At 57.4% G+C, this 20,211-nt stretch carries 18 protein-coding genes, 2 tRNA genes and 1 other RNA gene; 13 read left to right on the forward strand and 8 right to left on the reverse strand.

The features are described from left to right. The first annotated feature begins 164 nt into the window (after positions 1–164). From P8Z34_13565 to P8Z34_13590, 6 genes are all read left to right on the forward strand, one after another. Positions 165–803: a hypothetical protein gene (locus P8Z34_13565; protein ID MEJ2551704.1), complete on the forward strand. Its 639-nt coding sequence runs from the start codon at positions 165–167 to the stop codon at positions 801–803. Positions 804–813: 10 nt separating this feature from the next. Next, positions 814–2,076: a (Fe-S)-binding protein gene (locus P8Z34_13570; GenBank protein ID MEJ2551705.1), complete on the forward strand. Its 1,263-nt coding sequence runs from the start codon at positions 814–816 to the stop codon at positions 2,074–2,076. 41 nt (positions 2,077–2,117) lie between these two features. Continuing rightward, a complete protein-coding gene (locus P8Z34_13575; GenBank protein MEJ2551706.1) occupies positions 2,118–2,444 on the forward strand; it encodes an STAS/SEC14 domain-containing protein in 327 nt (108 codons plus the stop codon). Positions 2,445–2,454: 10 nt separating this feature from the next. Further along, positions 2,455–4,200: a nickel-dependent hydrogenase large subunit gene (locus tag P8Z34_13580; GenBank protein MEJ2551707.1), complete on the forward strand. Its 1,746-nt coding sequence runs from the start codon at positions 2,455–2,457 to the stop codon at positions 4,198–4,200. A gap of 109 nt (positions 4,201–4,309) precedes the next feature. Further along, entirely contained in the window at positions 4,310–4,804 is a 495-nt protein-coding gene (locus P8Z34_13585; protein MEJ2551708.1) for a HyaD/HybD family hydrogenase maturation endopeptidase, read from the forward strand. 187 nt (positions 4,805–4,991) lie between these two features. Beyond that, a complete protein-coding gene (locus P8Z34_13590) occupies positions 4,992–6,038 on the forward strand; it encodes a lipoate protein ligase C-terminal domain-containing protein (protein ID MEJ2551709.1) in 1,047 nt (348 codons plus the stop codon). Between the two features lie 236 nt (positions 6,039–6,274). Here the strand turns inward: P8Z34_13590 and P8Z34_13595 are convergent. Both P8Z34_13595 and P8Z34_13600 read right to left on the reverse strand, forming a co-directional pair. After that, a tRNA-Cys gene (locus tag P8Z34_13595) sits at positions 6,275–6,348 on the reverse strand. A gap of 68 nt (positions 6,349–6,416) precedes the next feature. Beyond that, positions 6,417–6,488, reverse strand: a tRNA-Gly gene (locus P8Z34_13600). A gap of 652 nt (positions 6,489–7,140) precedes the next feature. Here P8Z34_13600 and P8Z34_13605 point away from each other — a divergent pair. Next, on the forward strand, positions 7,141–9,840 hold the full coding sequence (locus P8Z34_13605) for a PAS domain S-box protein (GenBank protein ID MEJ2551710.1): 2,700 nt from the start codon (positions 7,141–7,143) through the stop codon (positions 9,838–9,840). A gap of 72 nt (positions 9,841–9,912) precedes the next feature. Here P8Z34_13605 and P8Z34_13610 read toward each other — a convergent pair whose 3' ends face one another. Continuing rightward, positions 9,913–10,872, reverse strand: coding sequence for an L-lactate dehydrogenase (locus P8Z34_13610; GenBank protein ID MEJ2551711.1), 960 nt, complete (start codon positions 10,870–10,872; stop codon positions 9,913–9,915). Positions 10,873–11,142: 270 nt separating this feature from the next. On the opposite strand from P8Z34_13610, the gene P8Z34_13615 reads away from it, so the two are divergent. Next, positions 11,143–12,636 carry an NAD-binding protein gene (locus P8Z34_13615; protein ID MEJ2551712.1) on the forward strand — a complete coding sequence of 498 codons (1,494 nt, stop codon included), beginning with the start codon at positions 11,143–11,145 and terminating at the stop codon, positions 12,634–12,636. A gap of 227 nt (positions 12,637–12,863) precedes the next feature. Then, the gene (locus P8Z34_13620) at positions 12,864–13,742 is read left to right on the forward strand and encodes an AraC family transcriptional regulator (GenBank protein ID MEJ2551713.1); all 879 of its coding nucleotides are present in this window, start codon (positions 12,864–12,866) and stop codon (positions 13,740–13,742) included. A 116-nt stretch (positions 13,743–13,858) separates the two neighbouring features. Here the strand turns inward: P8Z34_13620 and P8Z34_13625 are convergent, their stop codons facing one another. After that, positions 13,859–14,851 (reverse strand): prenyltransferase/squalene oxidase repeat-containing protein, encoded by a 993-nt coding sequence (locus tag P8Z34_13625; protein ID MEJ2551714.1) that lies wholly within the window; start codon positions 14,849–14,851, stop codon positions 13,859–13,861. A 134-nt stretch (positions 14,852–14,985) separates the two neighbouring features. Here P8Z34_13625 and P8Z34_13630 point away from each other — a divergent pair, with 134 nt between their 5' ends. Beyond that, entirely contained in the window at positions 14,986–16,113 is a 1,128-nt protein-coding gene (locus tag P8Z34_13630) for a DNA methyltransferase (GenBank protein ID MEJ2551715.1), read from the forward strand. A gap of 24 nt (positions 16,114–16,137) precedes the next feature. Here the strand turns inward: P8Z34_13630 and P8Z34_13635 are convergent, their stop codons facing one another. The 3 genes from P8Z34_13635 to P8Z34_13645 all read right to left on the reverse strand — a co-directional run bounded on the left by P8Z34_13635 (position 16,138) and on the right by P8Z34_13645 (position 18,334). Next, on the reverse strand, positions 16,138–16,272 hold the full coding sequence (locus P8Z34_13635) for a hypothetical protein (GenBank protein MEJ2551716.1): 135 nt from the start codon (positions 16,270–16,272) through the stop codon (positions 16,138–16,140). A 289-nt stretch (positions 16,273–16,561) separates the two neighbouring features. Then, on the reverse strand, positions 16,562–17,515 hold the full coding sequence (locus tag P8Z34_13640; protein ID MEJ2551717.1) for an aldo/keto reductase: 954 nt from the start codon (positions 17,513–17,515) through the stop codon (positions 16,562–16,564). Between the two features lie 63 nt (positions 17,516–17,578). Continuing rightward, positions 17,579–18,334 carry a family 16 glycosylhydrolase gene (locus tag P8Z34_13645; GenBank protein ID MEJ2551718.1) on the reverse strand — a complete coding sequence of 252 codons (756 nt, stop codon included), beginning with the start codon at positions 18,332–18,334 and terminating at the stop codon, positions 17,579–17,581. A gap of 140 nt (positions 18,335–18,474) precedes the next feature. Between P8Z34_13645 and P8Z34_13650 the strand changes: the two genes are divergently transcribed. After that, positions 18,475–19,116, forward strand: coding sequence for an MBL fold metallo-hydrolase (locus P8Z34_13650; GenBank protein MEJ2551719.1), 642 nt, complete (start codon positions 18,475–18,477; stop codon positions 19,114–19,116). 48 nt (positions 19,117–19,164) lie between these two features. Beyond that, positions 19,165–19,467: a hypothetical protein gene (locus P8Z34_13655; GenBank protein ID MEJ2551720.1), complete on the forward strand. Its 303-nt coding sequence runs from the start codon at positions 19,165–19,167 to the stop codon at positions 19,465–19,467. 81 nt (positions 19,468–19,548) lie between these two features. Here the strand turns inward: P8Z34_13655 and P8Z34_13660 are convergent, their stop codons facing one another. After that, entirely contained in the window at positions 19,549–19,815 is a 267-nt protein-coding gene (locus tag P8Z34_13660; GenBank protein ID MEJ2551721.1) for a zinc ribbon domain-containing protein, read from the reverse strand. A gap of 153 nt (positions 19,816–19,968) precedes the next feature. On the opposite strand from P8Z34_13660, the gene rnpB reads away from it, so the two are divergent. Then, an RNA gene (gene rnpB, locus P8Z34_13665) (RNase P RNA component class A) lies at positions 19,969–20,211 on the forward strand; the annotation flags it as partial.

Raw genomic sequence — 20,211 nt, forward strand, 5'->3', positions numbered from 1 at the left:
GCCGGATTTAATGGCGATCGGTGCTGCGGCAGGGACGGGTCTGGCGCTGGGCGCGGCAGCTGCAGCCGCCAATCAAGCACAAAAGAAGCGCGCCCGAACCAAAAGCAAAGAGTCTGGAGGCTGATCTGACCTGGGATGAAGTACTCCGCTTCGCGCGCGGACCGTTGTTTGAAGTAGCTTTGATAATTTTCGTCGGCGGCATGACCTACCGCTTGATTCGGGTGCTGCTGCTCGGTTGGGGTCGTGACCGCGTGCCCGCCATGGGCAGCAAGACTGTCGGCGTGTTGAAGTCGTACCTCAAAGGAATTTTGATCTGGCCGTTCATTCCTTGGGTGAAGGACACGTTCAAACGCAACCCGTTGATTTACGTTGCCGGCGGCTTGTTTCACCTCGGGCTGTTCGCCGTCATTTTCCTCGGTACCGCGCACATGCTGGTATGGAAGAGTCTGCTTGGTTTTGGCTGGCCGACGCTCCCGCTGCCGATCGTCGATTGGATGGCGGCCGTGGCGATCGTGGCCATGCTGGCGCTGTTCATCAACCGTCTGGTGAATCCGGTCCTGCGCATGATCAGCGGCCCGGCCGAGTGGCTGAACTGGGGTGTGGTCTTTTTACCGCTGGTTACCGGTTACATCATGGCTCACCATCTCTGGTTCGGCTATACGACGCTCTTCAGCCTGCACATGCTGGCCGTCGACATGCTGTTGATCTACATCCCGCTCAGCCGTATCTCACATTTCATGTTCTATTTCTTCTCGCGCACGATCCACGGTACCGAATACGGCAAACGTGGCGTGATGCCCTAGGAGGTTATCGATGCTCGCGACACAAGAAGCGCTTAACCAATTTGTCGAAGACACGGGTGGCTGGGTCGCTTCGCAGCTCGAAGCCTGCACGCGCTGCGGTATGTGTGCCGAGGCCTGCCACTTCTACATCAGCAGCGGCAATCCTGCATACAGTCCGGTATGGAAGATGGAGCTGCTGCGGCGGGCCTACGAAGGCCGCTTCACGCTCAGTGGGCGTCTGAAGCTGGCGCTGGGAATCGAAAAGCCGATTTCGGACTCCGATCTCGATACCTGGCGCACGATCGACTACGAAGCCTGTACCCTGTGCAACCGCTGTTCTCAGGTCTGTCCGATGGGCATCGACCTCGGATCGCTGATCCACGGCGTGAGGGGTGCGCTGGCTGCTGCGGGCGAGGTGCCGAAGGACCTCGAAGATGCCACCCAGAAGCAAATCGAGGACGGCAGCCCGTTGGGTGTCGATCTGGACGCCTGGAAGGACCGCATGGATTGGATCCAGGACGAATGGGAGGTGAAGCTGCCGATCGACGTGAAAGGAGCCGACACGATGGCCGTCTTCACATCGATCGAGTTGATGAAATTCCCCAGTAATTTCGCTTACATTGCCAAGATCATGGAGGCCGCCGGAGAGAGCTGGACGATCAGCAGCAAGGGCCGTGAGGTAGTCAACTTTGGTCTTTTTGAAGGCAGTACCGAACACACCATTTTGTTCTTGAAGCGCATCTTTGACGCCGCGGAGGAACTGGGTGTGAAGCGCGTGATGGTAACCGAATGCGGGCACGCCTACGAGGCGCTGCGGTGGACGTCCTTCAACTTGGTACAGGTTCCCAAAGGGCTGGAGGTGACACACATCGCCGGCGTGCTGGGTGAGTTCCTGAATGCAGGCCGTATCAAACTCAAGGCTGGCGCGATGGACGACAACCTGATCACGTTTCACGACGCCTGCAAGATTCAGCGCAAGGGTGGTCATATCAAAGAACCGCGCCAGATTCTCAACATCCTGGCGCCGAACAACTTTGTCGAGATGACTCCCAATCGGGAAGACGGCATTTGCTGCGGTGGAGGCGGCGGTGTGATTTCGATCAAGGAAGCCGATCAGAAACGATTTGATGCCTTCGAACTAAAGATCGACCAGATGAACGAAATCGGTGCCAAGCGAGTGACGATGGCTTGCTCCAACTGCCGTCTGCAGTTCACCGATTCTGTACAGCATTTCGACCTGGATTGGAAGATCTACGGACTTTCGCAAATGGTCGCCGAATCGCTTGAGGAGTGATTTCCCAGCAGGCGGTTCTGCTTGAACGGGAGGAATGAACAATGGCTTCGTTTTCCTTGAGTCCTGTCGAACGAGGGGTGATGCGCTGTAAACATTCCGGCAGCTTCACTTCAGAAGATGTGCGCTCGCTGGCGCAGTTCTTTGAAGACTACCGCGGTAAGCTGTTGATCGATCTCAGCGATACGACTGCCGAGGAGTGCGCAAGGCATCTGAAGCACATGCGGCCCATGCTTCCCACCAGCGCCATTTTCGGGGCGGAAATCGACCCTGAAATTCTGGACGTGCCCAAATCGTACTACCTGCATGAGGTCCGCTATTTCGACACCGAAGAAGAAGCACTAACCTGGTTGCGCGAGCAGCCCCGATAGGAGATACAACATGAGCCAACGTCTGGTTATCGATCCACTCACGCGTATTGAAGGCCATCTGCGCATCGAAGCGGAGGTGGATGACTCGCAGAAGGTGCAGAAGGCGTATTCTTCCGGCACGATGGTGCGCGGGATCGAGATCATCCTCAAGGATCGCGACCCCCGCGAAGCCTGGGCTTTCACCCAGCGCGCCTGCGGGGTGTGTACCACGGTACACTCGTTTGCCTCGATCCGTGCTGTGGAAGACGCCCTCGACATCCGCATACCGAAGAACGCCAATCTGATCCGCAACATCATGATCGGCCAGCAGTACGTACACGATCACGTGATGCACTTCTACCATCTGCACGCGCTGGATTGGGTCGACGTGGTCGACGCGCTTAAAGCGGATCCGGCCGAAACCTCGCAGATTGCCCAGTCGATCTCCTCCTGGCCGAAGAGTTCACCCGGCTACTTCAAGGACATCCAAACCCGGCTGCAGGGAATCGTAGACAGCGGCCAACTCTCGATTTTTGCCAACGCTTACTGGGGACATCCGGCTTACAAGCTTCCCCCGGCGGTCAATTTGCTGGCGACGGCACACTATCTGGAGGCCCTCGACTGGCAGAAAGACGTCGTCGCCGTGCACACCATTTTCGGTGGGAAGAATCCACATCCGAATTTCCTGGTGGGCGGCGTGCCCTGCCCGATCGACATCAACAGCGATGAAGCCTTGAACGCGGAGCGCCTTTCTGTCGTCGGCGTAGCGATCCAGAAGATGATCGAGTTCGTCGACCAGGTTTATCTGCCCGATTTGCTGGCGATCGCGCCTTACTACAAAGACTATGCCGGATTGGGCGAGGGGTTGGGCAACTTCCTGAGCTGGGGTGAGTTCCCCGGCGACGATATCCAGGACGTAAGCAAATTCCTCGTACCTCGCGGGGTGATCCTCGGGCGCGACCTGGCGAACGTGATCGATCCCGATCCCAAGGATTTCGCACAGGTGCAGGAGTTCATCCCGCACTCGTGGTACGAATACGGCGCCGGGGATTCGGCCGGTCTGCATCCCTTCCAGGGAGAGACCAAGCTGAATTACACCGGCCCGCAGCCACCGTACGAACAATTGAACGTCGACTCCAAGTACTCCTGGCTGAAAGCCCCTCGCTGGAAGGGTACACCGATGGAGGTCGGGCCGCTGTCGCGCGTGCTGCTGATGTACGCCGCCGGTGACCAAGAGTCCCATCAGCTTGTCGAAACGGTGCTGGATTCGCTCAACGCGCCCGTGCAGGCCGTTTTCTCGACCCTGGGCCGTTCGGCTGCGAGGGCGATCGAAACCAAAGTTTTCGTCGACGCGATGCAGGGATACTATCAGGATCTGCTGGCGAATATAGCTTCCGGCGATACGCAAACCTTCAACGGCGAACGCTGGAATCCGCTTTCCTGGCCGGGGCATGCGGAGGGCTTCGGGTTCACCGAAGCGCCGCGCGGGGCGTTGGGCCATTGGGTGGTGATCGACGGTCGGAAAATCAGCAACTATCAGCTCGTCGTGCCGACGACGTGGAACGCTTCGCCGCGCGACGTACAGGGGCAGGCTGGTGCGTATGAAGCTTCGCTGGTCGGAACGCCGCTGGCGGTTGCCGATCAACCGCTGGAAATTCTACGCACGATTCACAGCTTCGATCCGTGTATGGCCTGCGCCATTCACATGGTGGATGCACAGGGCAACCCGCTCACGCAGGTCTCCACGGATCCGGGGAAAAATGCCTGTCACGTATAGAACGAATGAATTTGGAGGCGGGAGAAATTCCATACGAAGGCCGGCCGGAGATGGGTTGCCGCGGCCTGAAAAAATGCTGCTCTGATTCTTTTTCGCCGAAGGGAAGTCTGTGTTAGCGCCAAACGCGATCGTACTCGGTATCGGGAACCTGTTGAATTCGGACGAGGGGATGGGAGTCCACGCGGTGCGCCGGTTGGAGGCGGAACTCGGAAAGCCTGACATCGGTCTCCAACTCTTGGACGGCGGGACGCTCGGTTTGAATCTGCTGCCGTTGATCGAGGACGCAAGTCACCTGCTCTTGCTGGACAGCGTGAATGCCGGACAAGCGCCAGGAACGATCGTGGAACTGACGAAAAATCAGATTCCGCTCTACAGCGGCGTAAAGATGTCGATCCATCAAACGAGCTTCCAGGAAGTGCTGGGTTTGGCCGACTTACGGCACCGTTTGCCGTCTCATTTGCACCTCATCGGCGTGCAGCCCGCGGACTTGTCCGTCGGAGTCGAGCTCAGCCCAATTGTAGCCGGTCAACTTCCGGTAATCTTGAGACGTGCGAAAGAGATCTTGATCGAGTGGGGCTTTCTTCCCACCGGCGAAATCGGATGATGCCACCTGTCGGGTTTCGCGAGAGTGGGTTTTGCTTATAAGCGTTTAAGCCCCTCGATCGCGCGTGACGGCGAGATACTCAATCTTGCATTCTTGCCTCGTCTGCCGGAGAAGTCGCATTGGGTGGCTCGGTGCACCAGTACGAAGTTGTCGACAATTTCGAGGTGACGCTGCGGGGAATGAGCATATGGAATATTACTTTTTAGACCGGGTTCCCTGGCAGGACAGCCAGGCGATTTACCATGCGGCCGCCGACCTTCAGCGAGAAGCGCTGTTCATCCTGCGCCCGGCGGCGCCTTACGTATGTCTGGGTTTTCACCAGGATGCGAAGATGGAGATCGACCTGGATTTCACCGAACGGGAAGCCATCCCCGTCTTTCGCCGCGAAGTTGGCGGAGGTGCGGTCTATCTGGACGAAGGTCAGTTGTTCTATCAGCTTGTTCTACGCCGCGACAATCCGCAGGTGCCGGCCAATAAATCCGAATACTTCCGGAAATTCCTGCTGCCCGTCGTGGAGACTTACCGGGCTATTGGTGTACAGGCGGAGTACAAACCGGTCAACGATATTCTCGCGCACGATCGGAAAATTTCAGGGAACGGGGCGGCTGAAATCGGAGAGAGCGTAGTGCTCGTCGGCAATTTCATCCTGGATTTCAACTACGACATGATGGCAAAGGTCTTGCGGGTCCCCGACGAAAAGTTCCGTGACAAGGTGAACAAGACGCTGCGCGAGAACTTGAGCACCATCCGAAACGAGACGGGAAACCTTCCCAATACGGCGGACCTGGCGAAGGATCTCGTCAGGCGATACGAGTCGATTCTGGGTTCTATGACGGAACACGAGCAAATAGATCGCGAGCTGAAGAGCAGAGCCGCAGAGCGTATCGCCCTCATGGATACACAGGAATGGCTCTTTTCCAACGATCGACGCCATCCTGATCTGTGGAACTTGAAAATTCGGGACGGCGTGCAAGTCATCCAGAAGGTTTATAAAGCGCCCGGAGGTTTGATTCGAATTTCCGCGGTCGCTCGTGACGGTGAATTGCGCGACGTCCACATTTCCGGTGATTTCTTCTTCTATCCCTCGGAATCCCTGGTTGAATTTGAGCGTTCGCTCGAGGGAGCCAGCACGGAACCCGAACGGCTCACGCAAACCATCGACGACTTCTTCGCCCGCCACGAAATCGAAGCTCCTGGAATCACCCCCGCTGACTTCGTCAGGGCGTTCGCCTGAGGATCAAGATCCTGTGGTGGACCGGCTCCGATTTCTTCTTCCCTTACTGAGATTGAACATGGACAGCATGCGCGGAGGTCGGCGTTTTTCTGACGAAGGCTGCGGTCAATTCCATGGGTGATCTACGTGGATGGAGCGCTTAACGTGTTGAAAGATAGCGGGCTGTCATATTTAATGCGCGGTGTATGGGGCTCGAGGAGGAATCATGGTTTCGTCGATGTCGTTCGATCATACAGAGGCGACGGTCGGATTTGAACCGACGAATGGGGGTTTTGCAGACCCTTGCCTTACCAGACTTGGCTACGTCGCCTTGGAGAAGTAGGGCAATCGCCGTTTGCCGCTGGATGCTTAATATTAATGAATGGCGATTTCGATCAGAGCGGGCGATGGGATTCGAACCCATGGCCTTCTCCTTGGCAAGGAGACGTTCTACCACTGAACTACGCCCGCAGATGACGTTGGAAGGATACCTTGATCGATGGTGAATGTCAAGATTCTACAGCGTGTGACGCTTATTCTAACGGAGGTCAGGACAACGCGATAGATGAATTTTTCTGGGGGCACGTAAAAATCGACTGGAAACGATGCTTCGGAATCCTTAGAAACCGCATCGTCCTGGTCTTATCTGTTCACCGTGTGAATAGTACATAAAAATCGCTTCACAATTACTTTATAAAACTGTAGAATGAAGACAGTTGGATAGCAAATCAAAAGGGGCAACACAGAACGAAGCTATTTTCGTCGTCCCAGCATACCCCGGCTATCAGCATCCTGCAGCCACACAATCCATCCGGCTGTTGGAGCCAATAAACACTCACGTTGCCAACGATAATACAGCGAACACTGCCGCATGGTTTTCTAGAGAACACTTGTAGGAGTTTCAGATTTGATTCACTTTTCGGTTCGAGGCGACAACAGAAATTCTATAGCCACTCATCATCGAGACCATCTAGACAAGAGAAAATCCAATCCTTATCTTCTGCAATCCGCTATACGAACCATTCATTATCACCTAAATTTCTTTCCCTGAATTCCGGTCACTCTTTTCATACCGTAGCGTGGTGATTTTGATTCAAGTATCGAACATGATAACAGGAACGTGATGGCATCCACGAGGAAAACCAAGAAAGAGCTTGTGCAGCAGATCGACGAGTTACGCCGCCGCGTAGACGAGTTGGAAGCCCTGCGGGCTGCGGGCAAGCCAGATTCCATCGAAGTGCATCAAATTCTGGAAAGTATGTTCGATCGCACGCACATGCTGGTGGTTCACCTGAATTTGGACTTCGACATCATCCGTGTCAGCCGGGCGTTCGCCGATGCGGCCGGACGAGATCCGGCGTATTTCCGGGGCAAGAATTTCTTCGCCTTATACCCAAGCACGGAAAACAAAACGTTTTTTCACCGCGTTTTGGCTTTCAAAGAAGTCGTTTTTGAATCTGCGAAAGTTTTTCGTTTCAACATGGATCCTCAGGGGAAGCAGTGTATATGTGATTGGACGATGATTCCCATCATGGGGATGGATCAAGAAGCAACGGGACTCCTGTTGACATTACGAGATCGGACGGAGTGGGTAAAAAGAGAACAGGAATACAAGACGCTGGTCAACGGAATGAACGACACTGCTTTCGTGATCGATTTCGATGGCAAATTCCTCGAAATGAACGATGCGGCCATCGAAGTTCTGGGATATTCGCGGGAAGAACTGCTCTCGATGGGACCAAACGATATCGACGCACAATTGGATATGAGTGAAATCACCCACCTTATCGAAGGCATAAAGATGGGTGAGACCCAAGTATTCGAAACGAAGCACGTGACCAAGGAGGGTAAAACCTTTCCGGTTGAGGTAAGCTCCAGCCTGGTAACCTATGGAGGAGAGCCGGCGATCCTGAGCATCACGCGCGACCTCACGGAAAGGAAGAAGACAGAGCTTCGCCTGGCGCTGACTCACGCAGGCATCGATCATGCGCAAATCGGCATGTTTCAAGTGGATGATGACGGGCGCATCTACTACGTCAATCAATACGCCTGTGATAATCTCGGATACAGCCGTGATGAATTATTGAGCATGCGCATTTGGGAAATCGACTCCAATCTCGATGAGCAACGGTGGCGAGAGCATCGAACGACGACGCACGCACAGGGTATCACGATCATGGAGACGGTCCACCGCAGAAAGGACGGATCGGAATTTCCGGTTGAAGTGACGATCAATTTTGCCACGATCGACGATAAACAGGTTTCGATCTCGGTTTCCAGAGATATCACCGAGCGCAAAGTCGCCGAAAAGCAGCGAGAAATGCTGCTCGACCAGCTGCGCGAGCACGCGCAGCGGCTGCTCGACGTGATGAGCACCGTTCCTGTAGGTTTACTCTTGCTCGACTCCGCTCATAAAGTCATTCTTGCCAATCCGATTGGGGAAGAAGCCCTCGAGGTCCTGGCAAACGCCCAGGTGGGCAGCAAGCTCACACACCTGGGAAACCGTATGCTGCAGGATTTAATTTCCACGCCGCTGAAGACAGGTCTGCGCCACGAGGTGACGGCCAAAGGCCGCGTTTTCGAAGTCACTACGCAATCGATGAGCGATGAACAGAAGACCGGCAACTTCCTGTTGGTTGTCGAAGACGTAACCCTGGAACGCCAGGTTCAGCGGGAGCTTCATCAGCAGGAGCGGCTCGCCACCGTGGGACAAATGGCCGCAGGTCTGGCGCACGATTTCAACAACATCATGTCGATCATCGCCTTGTACGCCCGTCAGCATTTGCGCGATCCGGATTTGCCGGTCGGGTATCGAGAGCACCTCGAGATCATCACGCAGCAGACAGATCGAGCCAGGGATCTCATTCAACAGATTCTGGATTTCGGGCGCCGCGCCATACTCGAGCGCCGGCCGATCGATTTGGCGAAGGTTCTGCAAGAACAGATCAGGTTGTTGCAGCGCATGCTGCCCGAAACCGTGCGTATTGAGTTTGAGAGCGGTGACGATGAATACACGGTCAACGCCGATCCGACGCGCATGCAGCAGATCCTGTTGAATCTGGCGCTCAACGCACGCGATGCGATGCCGATGGGAGGTTTGCTGCAGGTCGAGCTCAATCACCTGCGTGTTGATAAAAAGGTGGCGGCCAAAATGCCGGAACTGCCGTCGGGGGATTGGGTGCGCCTTACGGTGACAGATGATGGCAGCGGCATATCGGCGGATGTGATGCCGCATATTTTCAATCCCTTCTTCTCGACCAAAGCGCCGGGAAAGGGCTCCGGCTTGGGGCTGGCGCAAGTGTACGGAATCGTTAAACAACACGGGGGCTACATCACAGTTGATTCGCTGCCTGGAAAGGGAACCACCTTCGATATATTTCTACCCGCTGAATCGGAGAAGCCCGCCGACCATCCGGCCGTTGATGTCCGGGCCTCCTATCGTGGTCATGGAGAGACGATCCTTGTGGTTGAGGACAACGAAGCCTTGTTGAAGGCCTTGGTCGAAATCCTTTCGTCTCTGGATTACCGCGTTCTGGGAGCTTCCAACGGCCGCAAGGCGCTCGAGATATTGGCGAAGAACGAACAGGAAGTAGATCTCGTGTTGAGTGATCTTGTGATGCCCGAAATGGGGGGAAAAGAACTGCTGCGAAGGATCCAGCAGCAGGGTTTGGCGGTGCCAACGGTGATGATGACGGGCCATCCGCGCGAAGATGAGCTGCTGGACCTGGAGGCCGAGGGATTGAGCGGCTGGCTGCGTAAGCCTCCCACCGTCGAGCAGATTGGAAGATTGCTCGCGCGCGTCCTGCAAAACGCCTCAGATTGATCCTTTTCTTTCCGCCGGACGCATCCAGCGGTGGAAATCAACCTGAAAACCTCAAAATTCCTTCGTGGATGATCAGCGCTGGATAGCCTTCAGCGATTCTTGCAGCAGCGAAGCAGAGGCGTGCAGCGCCTCTATTTCGTCAGGCGTCAGGTTGGCTTCGATGACGCTTTCCACTCCGTTCTGCGTCACGATGCTGGGAACGCCCAGGCTGACTTCGCTCAACCCGTATTCGCCTTGCAGCGGAACGGAGACGGTCAGGACGCTGCGTTCGTCGCGGAGAACGGCGCCCACGATTCGCAATAATGCCAGGCCGACCGCGAAATTGGTTGCTCCCTTGTATTCGATGATGTGGTACGCGGAGCGGCGGACTTGTTCTTCGATCTCGGACTTCGTTTTCTCCCAGCCTTCACAGCTCCCGCAGTGTTTGCAGTATTCGTTGATCGGCACGCCGGCGAAGTGGGACATCGACCACGCCGCCACCTGGCTGTCCCCGTGTTCGCCGAGAATGTAGGCATGAACGTTATGGACGTCGACGCCGCAGTGCATACTCAACAGGTAGCGGAATCTGGCGCTGTCGAGCACCGTGCCAGAGCCGATCACGCGGCCTCGTTCCCACGAAGTCCTCTTGTGCGCCAGGTAGGTCAATACGTCCACTGGATTGCTGACCACAACGATGACGGCTTTCGATTCGTGTTCGACGATGTCGTCGACGATGTTTTCGATGATCGACGCGTTTCGCTGCAGCAAGTCGAGCCGTGTTTCGCCGCTTTTCTGCTTCGCACCCGCGGTGATCACGATCACGTGGGCGTCTGCGTACGCATCCGCCTGTCCGACGGAAATCTGCACGTTGGGGTAGTACGGCAGGCCGTGGGAAAGATCCAGCACTTCTCCTTTGGCCAACTCCTGGTTGACGTCGAGCAGGGCGATTTCGTCTGACAGACCGCTCTGCGCCAGGGCGTAGGCGAACGTCGCGCCTACGGCGCCTGCGCCCACGATGACGACTTTACGCGATATCAACTGCTCGTTTTGCATCAGCGCTTCTCCTTCGGACGCCGCGAAGCAAATCCCGCTTCGTGATCTCAGAGAATTATATCAACCACCGTTGACCCGAAAGTTACACTTTCGCCGACGATGACTATCTTCTATAATCCCTCAGGTGGCCCGATCGATCCCGGTGATGTGTCCGAATTGGTCCGGACCGAGATCGATTTGAACCCATGAAGTCAATCTGCGTCCACTTTCTTTCCAGCCGTCAAATTCGATGGATTGCTCGTCCCGCGGGGAACGGTGTTGCGTGGTTTGATGAGATTTCTTCGTGAACAGTTCCAATGGTTGATGTCACACTCCTGGCGCGGTCACGTCATTATCGGCGGTACGACCAACAAATGCGTGTTGTTGGTCAAGGGGTTCCTGGCCGAGGGCGTCAAAGTCGTCGTGATCGCAAAAAGCGAAGCGAACCCTGAAACCGAGATCTGCAGACGCCTCGGGGCGTTGGTCATCGTTGGAGACATCGACGATCCCGTCATCTTGAATCAGGCGGGAATCGAGCGAGCGAACGTACTCATCGCGGTTTCCGACAACGACCGCGTGAATGCCGAAATGGCCGTCCGGGCGAACGAATTATGCTCGCGGAGAAGCGCCGATCCGCTCAACTGCATGATTCACGTCGTCGATCCTGCGTTGTGGGACCTGCTGCAAGAGCGCAAGTTCGGCGGCCAGTATTTCGAAAACATCCGCCTCGAGACCTTCAATGTCTATCTGTTCGGCGCGCAGATCCTCGTCGAAGATTACGTACTAAACAGGAAAGCCGCCCGCCTCAGGAAGAGTCCGCAGCACGTTTTGATCGTGGGTATGGACAAGCTCGGCACGAATCTCGTCGTGGAAACCGCCAGAGAATGGTACTTCAGGCGGGGGAATACGGATGAACGCATCCGTATGACCCTGATCGACCGGGGTGCGAAGGAAGTGCTCGCGTTGTTGAACGCCCGCTATCCCGGGCTTTCATCGAGCGCGGAGATCACGGCCCTGAACATGAGCGTCAATTCCCCGGAGTTTATTCGCGGCGAACACCTGGTCGATGTGGATGGCTTGACCGACATCGACATCGCCGTCATCTGCTACGACGAACCCTCCGAAGCGTTGTTTACAGGATTGACCCTCCGCCGCCGGCTGCCGGAGTATTCGACGCCCATTATCATGCGCGTCCCCGAAGAGAGCGGCATGGCGGATTTGATTCGCGGCCGGGTGGAGAACGATGATCTGGTCTCGATTCAACCTTTCGGCTTGCTGGAGCGCACGTGTACGCCCGCGATCGTTAACCGGGGAACGCACGAGACACTGGCCCGAGCGCTGCACGAGGAATATTTGCGCCATCAAGACCAGGTTCGCGCCGCCGATTCGAGCACTGTTTCCAGGCTGCCGTGGGGACTGCTCTCCGAAAGCATGCGGGAGGCCAACCGGCGTCAGGTGGATCACGTCGGCGAACTCCTGAGGCAAGTCGGATGCGGATTGAACGTCCTGTGGGATTGGACCGAACCGGTATTTCTATTCTCCGATACCGACGTCGAACGGCTGGCGGAGTTGGAGCACGGGCGACGGTGCCTCGAGAAGCTGCAGCCGGGATGGAAATACGCGCCTGGCCATCAGTATCCGGGCGAGAAATTCCATCCAGCGCTCGTACCCTGGGAGGACCTTCCTGAGGCGGACAAGGAGAAAAATCGTATTGCCGTCCGGCGCTTGCCTGTGTTTCTGGCCCGCGCGGGCTACAAGGTGAAACGGATTGGTTCCAAGGAATGAGTCATGGATGCTTACGGTTGAACAGACGTGGAAGATAGAGGATCGATTCTTCGCTGACGGATAGACCCCGTTCATCGACTTGCCGCCGCTTCCGCTCAAGATCCATGAAAAATTAATCTTCCTGATCGTTTCAGATGGTATACCTCAGACAATCCGTGAAGTCCGCACAAAATATCAAAACGAGATGCACTTCTTCCTTTATAGTTCTTCTGACCGGGAGCGAGAAAATGGATACGACCGAGCGGATACAAAAAGCTGTCGACTACATCGAGGAGCGGTTGTTCGAGCCGATCGACCTGCAAGACGTTGCAGGCCGGGCTTTCTTCTCGCCGTATTATTTTTATCGCTTGTTTCAAGCCATGGCAGGCTATTCGTTGAAAGAATACATCCGCAGGCGGCGCTTTTCGGAAGCGAGCGAGATGCTGCGCACGACGGAAATCGGCATCCTGGAGCTGGCGTTCCTGTGTCAGTACGAATCTCAGGAAGCGTTCACCCGGGCGTTCAAGAAAGAAACCGGCCGGAATCCCGGTGATTTCCGCAATCGCAAGGCCTCGTTTCGCACCTTCCTGCCCGTGGATGTAGTCCACAATCAATTGAAGGGAGAATTGGACATGGTTGCGATTGAACCCAATATCGTAAAGAAAGCGGAATTTCTGGTCATCGGACCGGCGATCAAGTGCACCATCGAAGATGAAGAAAACATCAAACGCATTCCGCTCTTCTGGGAAGAGGAGATGGCCAAGAATACGTTGGACAAAATCCCCAACGCAGTGAATCCGACCACCTGCTACGGGGTTTGCATGGACTTCGAAAGCCCCAAGTTCACCTACATGATCGCCAAGGAAGTGAGCAGCCTGGATGACGTGCCCGACGACATGATCGGGCGGACTGTCCCCGCGGCGACCTATGCGGTTTTCACGGCCAGGGGGCCGTGCACAAAGGCCATTCAGGACACGACCCGCTACATCTATTCCACCTGGCTGCCGGAGTCCGGCTACGAGCATGCCATGACGGCGGATCTCGAGGTGTACGACGAGAGATGTTCGGATGATGATACGTCTGAGGTCGACATCTACATCCCCATCGTCAAGTCGGAAACGGCGTAACGCTCGTCGTTCCGTTCACTCCCTCTCTTCGGACGTAGAAGTCGGAAGAGGGGGATTTTGTTTTTACCCTTGCCGCTCGCGGCGGGAAAAATCCTTCGGGACTGGGCGGATCGAGTTTAGCTCGCGTAGCGTTTCAGTATCCTGCAGATCGCCAGGCTCACCCATGGTCCGCTGTCCTTCGATGCAGCGTGGGCCTTGCCTCCCTCGGCGTAGGACGACTTCCACAACCCGTTTTCCTGCTGGTGATCGACCAGCCAATCCAGTGCCTTGCGCACGTTTTCGTTCTCTTTGGGGACGCCGATGAGCGAAATGGAATCGAGCGCGGATACCAATTGATTCCACCAGTAAGGATACTGGAACATGATCCAGTAGCGTTCGGCCTGGTAGGAGGTGGTTGCGTCCTTTTGTAAGAAGCGTGAGGCGAGCAGCTCGGCGGCGCGGCGCGCGGCTTCGCTCTTGCGGTAGCGCGGGTGAGCGGCGAAGGCGCGCAGGATCATGCCGGTGGCGTTGTGCGAGAACGGTTTCGAACGATCAGGTTGCAGTGGTTGGCGATGCTGACTGGTAAGTTCGATTTGCGTCGGCCAGTCCAGGTCGTGGGTAACGATGGGAACCGACCAGGCGCCGTCGTCCTGGCGCATGGCGAGCAGCCACTGGAAGGCTTTTTCCACGCGGGGATCGTCCGCGTAGCCGGCTTCGACGAGCAGGAAGAGCAGCGCGCCGGTGTAGTAGCTGGCGTATTGGTTGGCGAGCATGCCGCGGATGTCTCCTTCTTCCGTCTGGCAGGAGAAAATGAACTCGGACGCCTTTTCGCCGGCCGGGTTTTCGCGCGTGAATCCGTACATCTGCACCAGAAAACGGAACTGCTTCCAGGTCTCGATCAGCTTGTAGTTGATCGCCGGGTGCTTTTCTTTCCCCGACCGTTTCCACGATCCGTCATTCTGCTGGCGTTTGACGATCTTCTGCGCTCCGGGAAGTTCCCAGAGACGCTCTATCGGTTCGACCGGCTCACTCAGGAGATCGCGGCGGGTGAAGTAGCGCGGCGCCTCGTCGTCTGCTGCGAGCAGCGGAGGGATGGGATCGTAGCGTAAGGATTCTCGCCAGGCCTCCATTTTCTTTCCTCGGGTTGGGTTTTGCGCATTATTCTATCGTTAATCGAGGTGGTGCGTCGTCCGGCGCGGGTTGAAGAACGAGGGCGTCGCGTGTAGACTTGTTAGCGGAAAACTGCACACGGATGGATTGATAGATGTCGAATCGAAGGAGCGGGATGCCGGGCATCGAAACCTATCTCGGTCGAATCCTGCACGGGGATTGCCTGGAACTGCTGCCGCAGCTGCCGGCGGCGAGCGTGGATTTGATCTTCGCCGATCCGCCCTACAACCTGCAGCTCAAGGGGGAGCTGTGGCGCCCGAACATGACCAGGGTGAACGGCGTGCAGGACGACTGGGATCGTTTCGCCAGCTTCGAGGCCTACGACGAATTCAGCCGCGCCTGGCTCGGCGCCTGCCGCCGCGTGCTCAAGGATGACGGCACCATCTGGGTCATCGGGACCTATCACAACATCTACCGCCTGGGCGCCATCCTGCAGGACCTGGGCTACTGGATCCTGAACGACGTGTTGTGGATCAAGAGCAACCCCATGCCCAACTTCCGCGGCGTGCGCTTCACCAACGCCCACGAGACGCTGATCTGGGCCAGCAAATCCAGGGGTGCGCGCTACACGTTCAACCACCACGCCATGAAGGCGCTGAACGAAGGCAAGCAGATGCGCAGCGATTGGACGCTGCCGATCTGTTCGGGCGCGGAGCGTTTGAAGTCGAACGGGGAGAAAGCGCACTCCACGCAGAAACCGGAAGACCTGCTGCGGCGCGTGATCCTGGCTTCGAGCAACCCCGGCGACGTCGTGCTCGATCCGTTTTTCGGCAGCGGCACGACGGGCGCCGTGGCCAAACGGCTGCGGCGGCGCTGGATCGGCATCGAACGCCAGGCCGGGTACGTCGATCTGGCGCGCCGGCGAATCGAAGACATCGAGCCGGAAGCCGACGAGCGCCTGGTGTCCCACCCGCGCGATCGCAGACGGCGTGCGGCGCGCATTCCCTTCACGAAGCTGCTCGAACATGAATATCTAAAACCAGGTCAGACGCTGTTCTTCCGCGGCAAGCGTGACCTGCCTGCCCGCATCGGACGGGACGGCAAGCTGCGCATCGGGGATTTCGAAGGCTCGATCCATCAGGCGGGGAGACACCTGATGAACGGCAGCCCGTGCAACGGCTGGAAGCACTGGTATTACCAGGCCGAGGACGGTGAGTTGGCGCCGATCGACGTGCTGCGCCAGCGGCTGCGGGCGCGCAGCCAGAACGAAGGGGAAGCTTAAACTAGATTGTTTACTGGAGGGGGATTAAATGCCCGCAAGAGCCGGGCCGATGAGGAAAATGATGGCGATAACCACGATGGCCAGGATCAAAGTAATGATGCCGAATTCGGCCTGCGTTTGCCCCCGCTCGTGGTCACTGACTCGTCGTTGTGTTGACATGCGGAAAATCCTCGAAGGTCTCGATCGCCCGATACCTTTTATCGTAGCGCACCTTCGGCCGTCCGCGCCTTGCAGTCAACCTACAAATGGGAGCACGAATTCTGAAAAGCAGGCAGTTCTACGGCGCTGCGCCGCAGAACCCACCGCCAGTGCCTTAAGTCATGCGCGCAAAATTACCAATTTGATGTATACTCTTCTTGGCGTCCATAACATTCATCCAACAGGACGTCCAAACTTATGCACCCTCGACCGGATCCCCACTGGTTGGGGGTGCTGGTTTATATCCCCGTCAGGCTTCTTCGAGCAGCTTCTCTACGGCGGCGATCTCCGCCTGGCTCAGTTCCCAATCCCCGGCAGGCGCGGTGCCTTCGATCTGCGAAGGTTTACGCGCGCCGACGATCGGCGCGGTGACTTCCGGCCGGCGCAGCAGCCAGGCGATGGCCATCTGCGCCGCGGTGTGGCCGCTTTCCCGGGCGATTTCGGCCAGACCGGCGGCGACGCGCATGTTGCGCGCCAGCCTGGGCTGGCGGAAATCCGGGTCGCCGTGGCGGTGATCGCCTTCCGGCAGCCCCGCCACCCATTCGGGCGTGACCTTGCCGGTCAGCAGCCCTTTCTGCAGCGGGCTGTAGGGGATCACGCCGATCTGGTTTTCGCCGCAGTAGGGCAGGATTTCGTCTTCGACCCCGCGCTTCAGCAGGCTGTAGGGCGGCTGCAGGGAGGCGATGGGGTGCAGCGCCTGTATGACTTGCATCTGTTTCACGCTGAAATTGGAGACGCCCGCGTAGCGGATCTTGCCGTCCTGGATCAGCGATTCCATTGCGAGCCAGGCTTCCTCGATGTCCTCCTCCGGTTCCGGCCAGTGAATCTGATACAGGTCGATGCGTTCCACGCCCAGCCGCCGCAGGCTGTCCTCCGCCTCGCGCAGGATGCTTTCGCGTTTCAGGCTGGCGTGGAGGATGCGCTCCTCGCCCCAGACGCGCGCGCATTTGGTGGCCAGAATGGGTTTTTCCTGCATGCCACGGATCGCTCTGCCGATGACCTCCTCGGAATGCCCCAGGCCGTAGGCCGGCGCGGTGTCGATCCAGTTGATTCCCAGATCCAGCGCGGTGTGGATCGTGGCGATCGAGCGTTCGTCGTCCTGCGGTCCCCAGCCGAACTGCCAGTTTGATCCGCCCATGGCCCAGGTACCCAGACCGATGGCCGAAAGCTGCAGATCGGTCCAACCCAATTTACGTCTGCGCATGCCTCTCCCCTCGTTTTAACGGAATTTATTCGTTACCAAGTAGTGTATCGCATTCCGGGGCGTCTAGCCGGGCTCGAGCGACAGATTTTCGATCTCCAGCCATTGTTCTTCCTGGGTCGCGAGCGTGCCGAAACGGAAACCCCCTTCGGGAGATGCGACGGCGAACTGATTGTCGATCCAGGCGACGAATCCCAGCGGTCCGGTGGGCGGATCGACGGCCGAGTGCACCTCGACGCCGTCCACGTAAAACGCAGCGCGCTGCGCCTGCCAACGCAGTTCGTAGTCGTGCCATTCGACGAGCGTAGTTTCGAGCAGACGTTCCTCGGCGTGGATGAAGCGAAGCGCCGTGCGCATCAGCGGCCGGCGCAGGGGTTTCACCTGCGCCAGCCCGGCGACGGCCAGGGCTGGGAAAGCCAGGAGTAGCGAAGGAAAGGCCGCTGAGCGCAGGCAGGCGGCTTTCCAACCGTGTCCCGGCACGGATGGATCGAGTGCCATGTCGTTCGGCGTCGATGCATAGAAAAACCAGAGCGCGTTGGGCGCGGCCGGCAGCCGCCTTGCGGCACCGCCCTGGCCCAGAGAGAGACTGAAGGGGTCGTTCCAGAAACCGAAGCCCAGGGTGCCGACCGGCGCAGGATGGGAGGCGCGCCCGCGCAGCCGCATACGCAGCGGAGGCCGCCAGGGAAAGCTGCGCCGGGGCAGGGGACGGTAATCGTCCAGCTGCGCGTCTGCGTATTTCTTTCGTTCCGGCGGCAGGGTCATACGGAAGCGATGGGGTTCCCCCTCGGTCACCCGGCCGCCGCCGATTTCCAATGGCTGCAAATTCACCTCCCGCAGTTCGCGGATTCATTGTATCCCAAAGGCGAATTTGACTCCAAATACGAGGCGGATTCGCCGTCTCTGGTGTATGGCGAGTGGGATGCAATCGTGTATAATCGGATTTCTATAGCCAAGGAGGAAGCGTGGAAATCGTCTGGTATGGTCTTTCGTGTTTTCGCCTGTCCGAACGCGGGAAGGCAACCGTGGTCACCGATCCGTACAGCGCGGAGATCGGGCTGCCGCCGCTGAAATTGAAGGCGGACATCGTCACCGTGAGCCACGACGCGGCGGGCCACAACAACGTGAAAGCGGTGAAGGGCGTGCGGCGCGAGATCACCGGACCGGGGGAATACGAGATCGGCGAGGTGTTCATCATCGGAATCCAGATGCGCCCCAAGAAATCCACGAAGACCAAAGCCCGAGCGAACATGCTGTACATGTTCGATTTCGATGGGCTCACCGTCGTGCATCTGGGCGATCTGGCCTACGTGCCTTCGCAGGCGCAAATCGAGGATCTGGGAACCGTTGACATCGCCCTGGTACCGGTCGGCGGCGGCGGCGCGCTGACGCCTTCCCAGGCCTCCGAGGTCATCAGCCTGATCGAGCCGTCGGTCGTCGTTCCCATGCACTACAAGATCGGCGACATCGAGCTCAAATTGGGCACACTCAAACGTTTCCTCTCCGAAATGGGAATCAGCGAATACGAGGCGCTACCGGGTTTGAAGATTGCGAAGAGTGGGCTCTCGGAGGACACGCAGGTCGTCGTCCTCGAGCCAACGCTGTAATGACAGGCATGAGGGCGTTCTCGAAACGGGCCGCGGGAAGGAAGATGCATGGGGATTAAATTGCTGCTGACCTGGGACATGATCCCCGGTCGCGAACAAGAATATTTCGAGTTCCTCGTGCGGGAATTCGTCCCCGGCTTGCAGAAATTGGGAATCGAACCAGCGGAGGCCTGGTACACCACGTACGGGCAATCTCCGCAGATGCTGACCGAATTCCTGGCCGACGATCTGGACGAAGTGCGTCAGGCCCTGGACACGGATGAATGGGCCACGCTGAGCGATCGTCTACTCGAGTACGTGACCAATTTCAAATCCAAGATCGTCAAGGCGAGCAAGGGATTTCAGATGTGATCGCCCGGATCATGGCCCGGTGGGAAAACGTAAACGAGCCGGACGTTCGTCCGGCTCGTTTATATATAAATAGGGAACGCCTCAGTCGTTCTTCTCTGCCGTGCTGCTTTCTTTCTTTTCGTCCGCTTTTTCCGTCTTCCTGCTGCCGGATGCGACCTGGCCGGATGGTGAACGGTGATCCGTAGCGTAAAATCCGCTTCCTTTAAACACGATTCCAACTGGCAAATAGACTTTCCGCAGCGCCTCCTTGTTGCATTCCGGGCAACGGGTGAGGGGCGGATCGTCGAAATGTTGACGTCGATCGAACTGAACGCCGCAGTTATCGCAGCGGTAGGTGTAAATTGGCATGCCACACTCTTTTCGTCTTACTTAAAGGATTATAGTCGGCTTGGGATGGGGTTGCAAGAAAAAACGCGTTAGAAAGTCGTTAGCGTTTCGTTAGCCAGGGAGGGATTTCAGGTTGACGGCCGCGCCGCCGCAGGATATGATGAAGGTGCTACGTAGGCCGGCCGGGCGATCGCAAGCACCCGCGGGTGTTTGAGGAAAGTCCGCGCTCCAAAGAGCACGATGCCGGGTAACACCCGGGTGGGAAAACCTGCGGAAAGGGCCACAGAAAATGTCCGCCGGATTCGTCCGGTAAGGGTGAAAAGGTGGTGTAAGAGACCACCGGCACAGGCAGCAATGCCGGCGGCCAGGCAACCCCCGTCGGGAGCAAAACCAAGCAGGAGCGAAACCGCACTGCGG

Source organism: Anaerolineales bacterium, from assembly GCA_037382465.1.
In the GTDB taxonomy this organism is placed as follows: Bacteria; Chloroflexota; Anaerolineae; order Anaerolineales; family E44-bin32; genus WVZH01.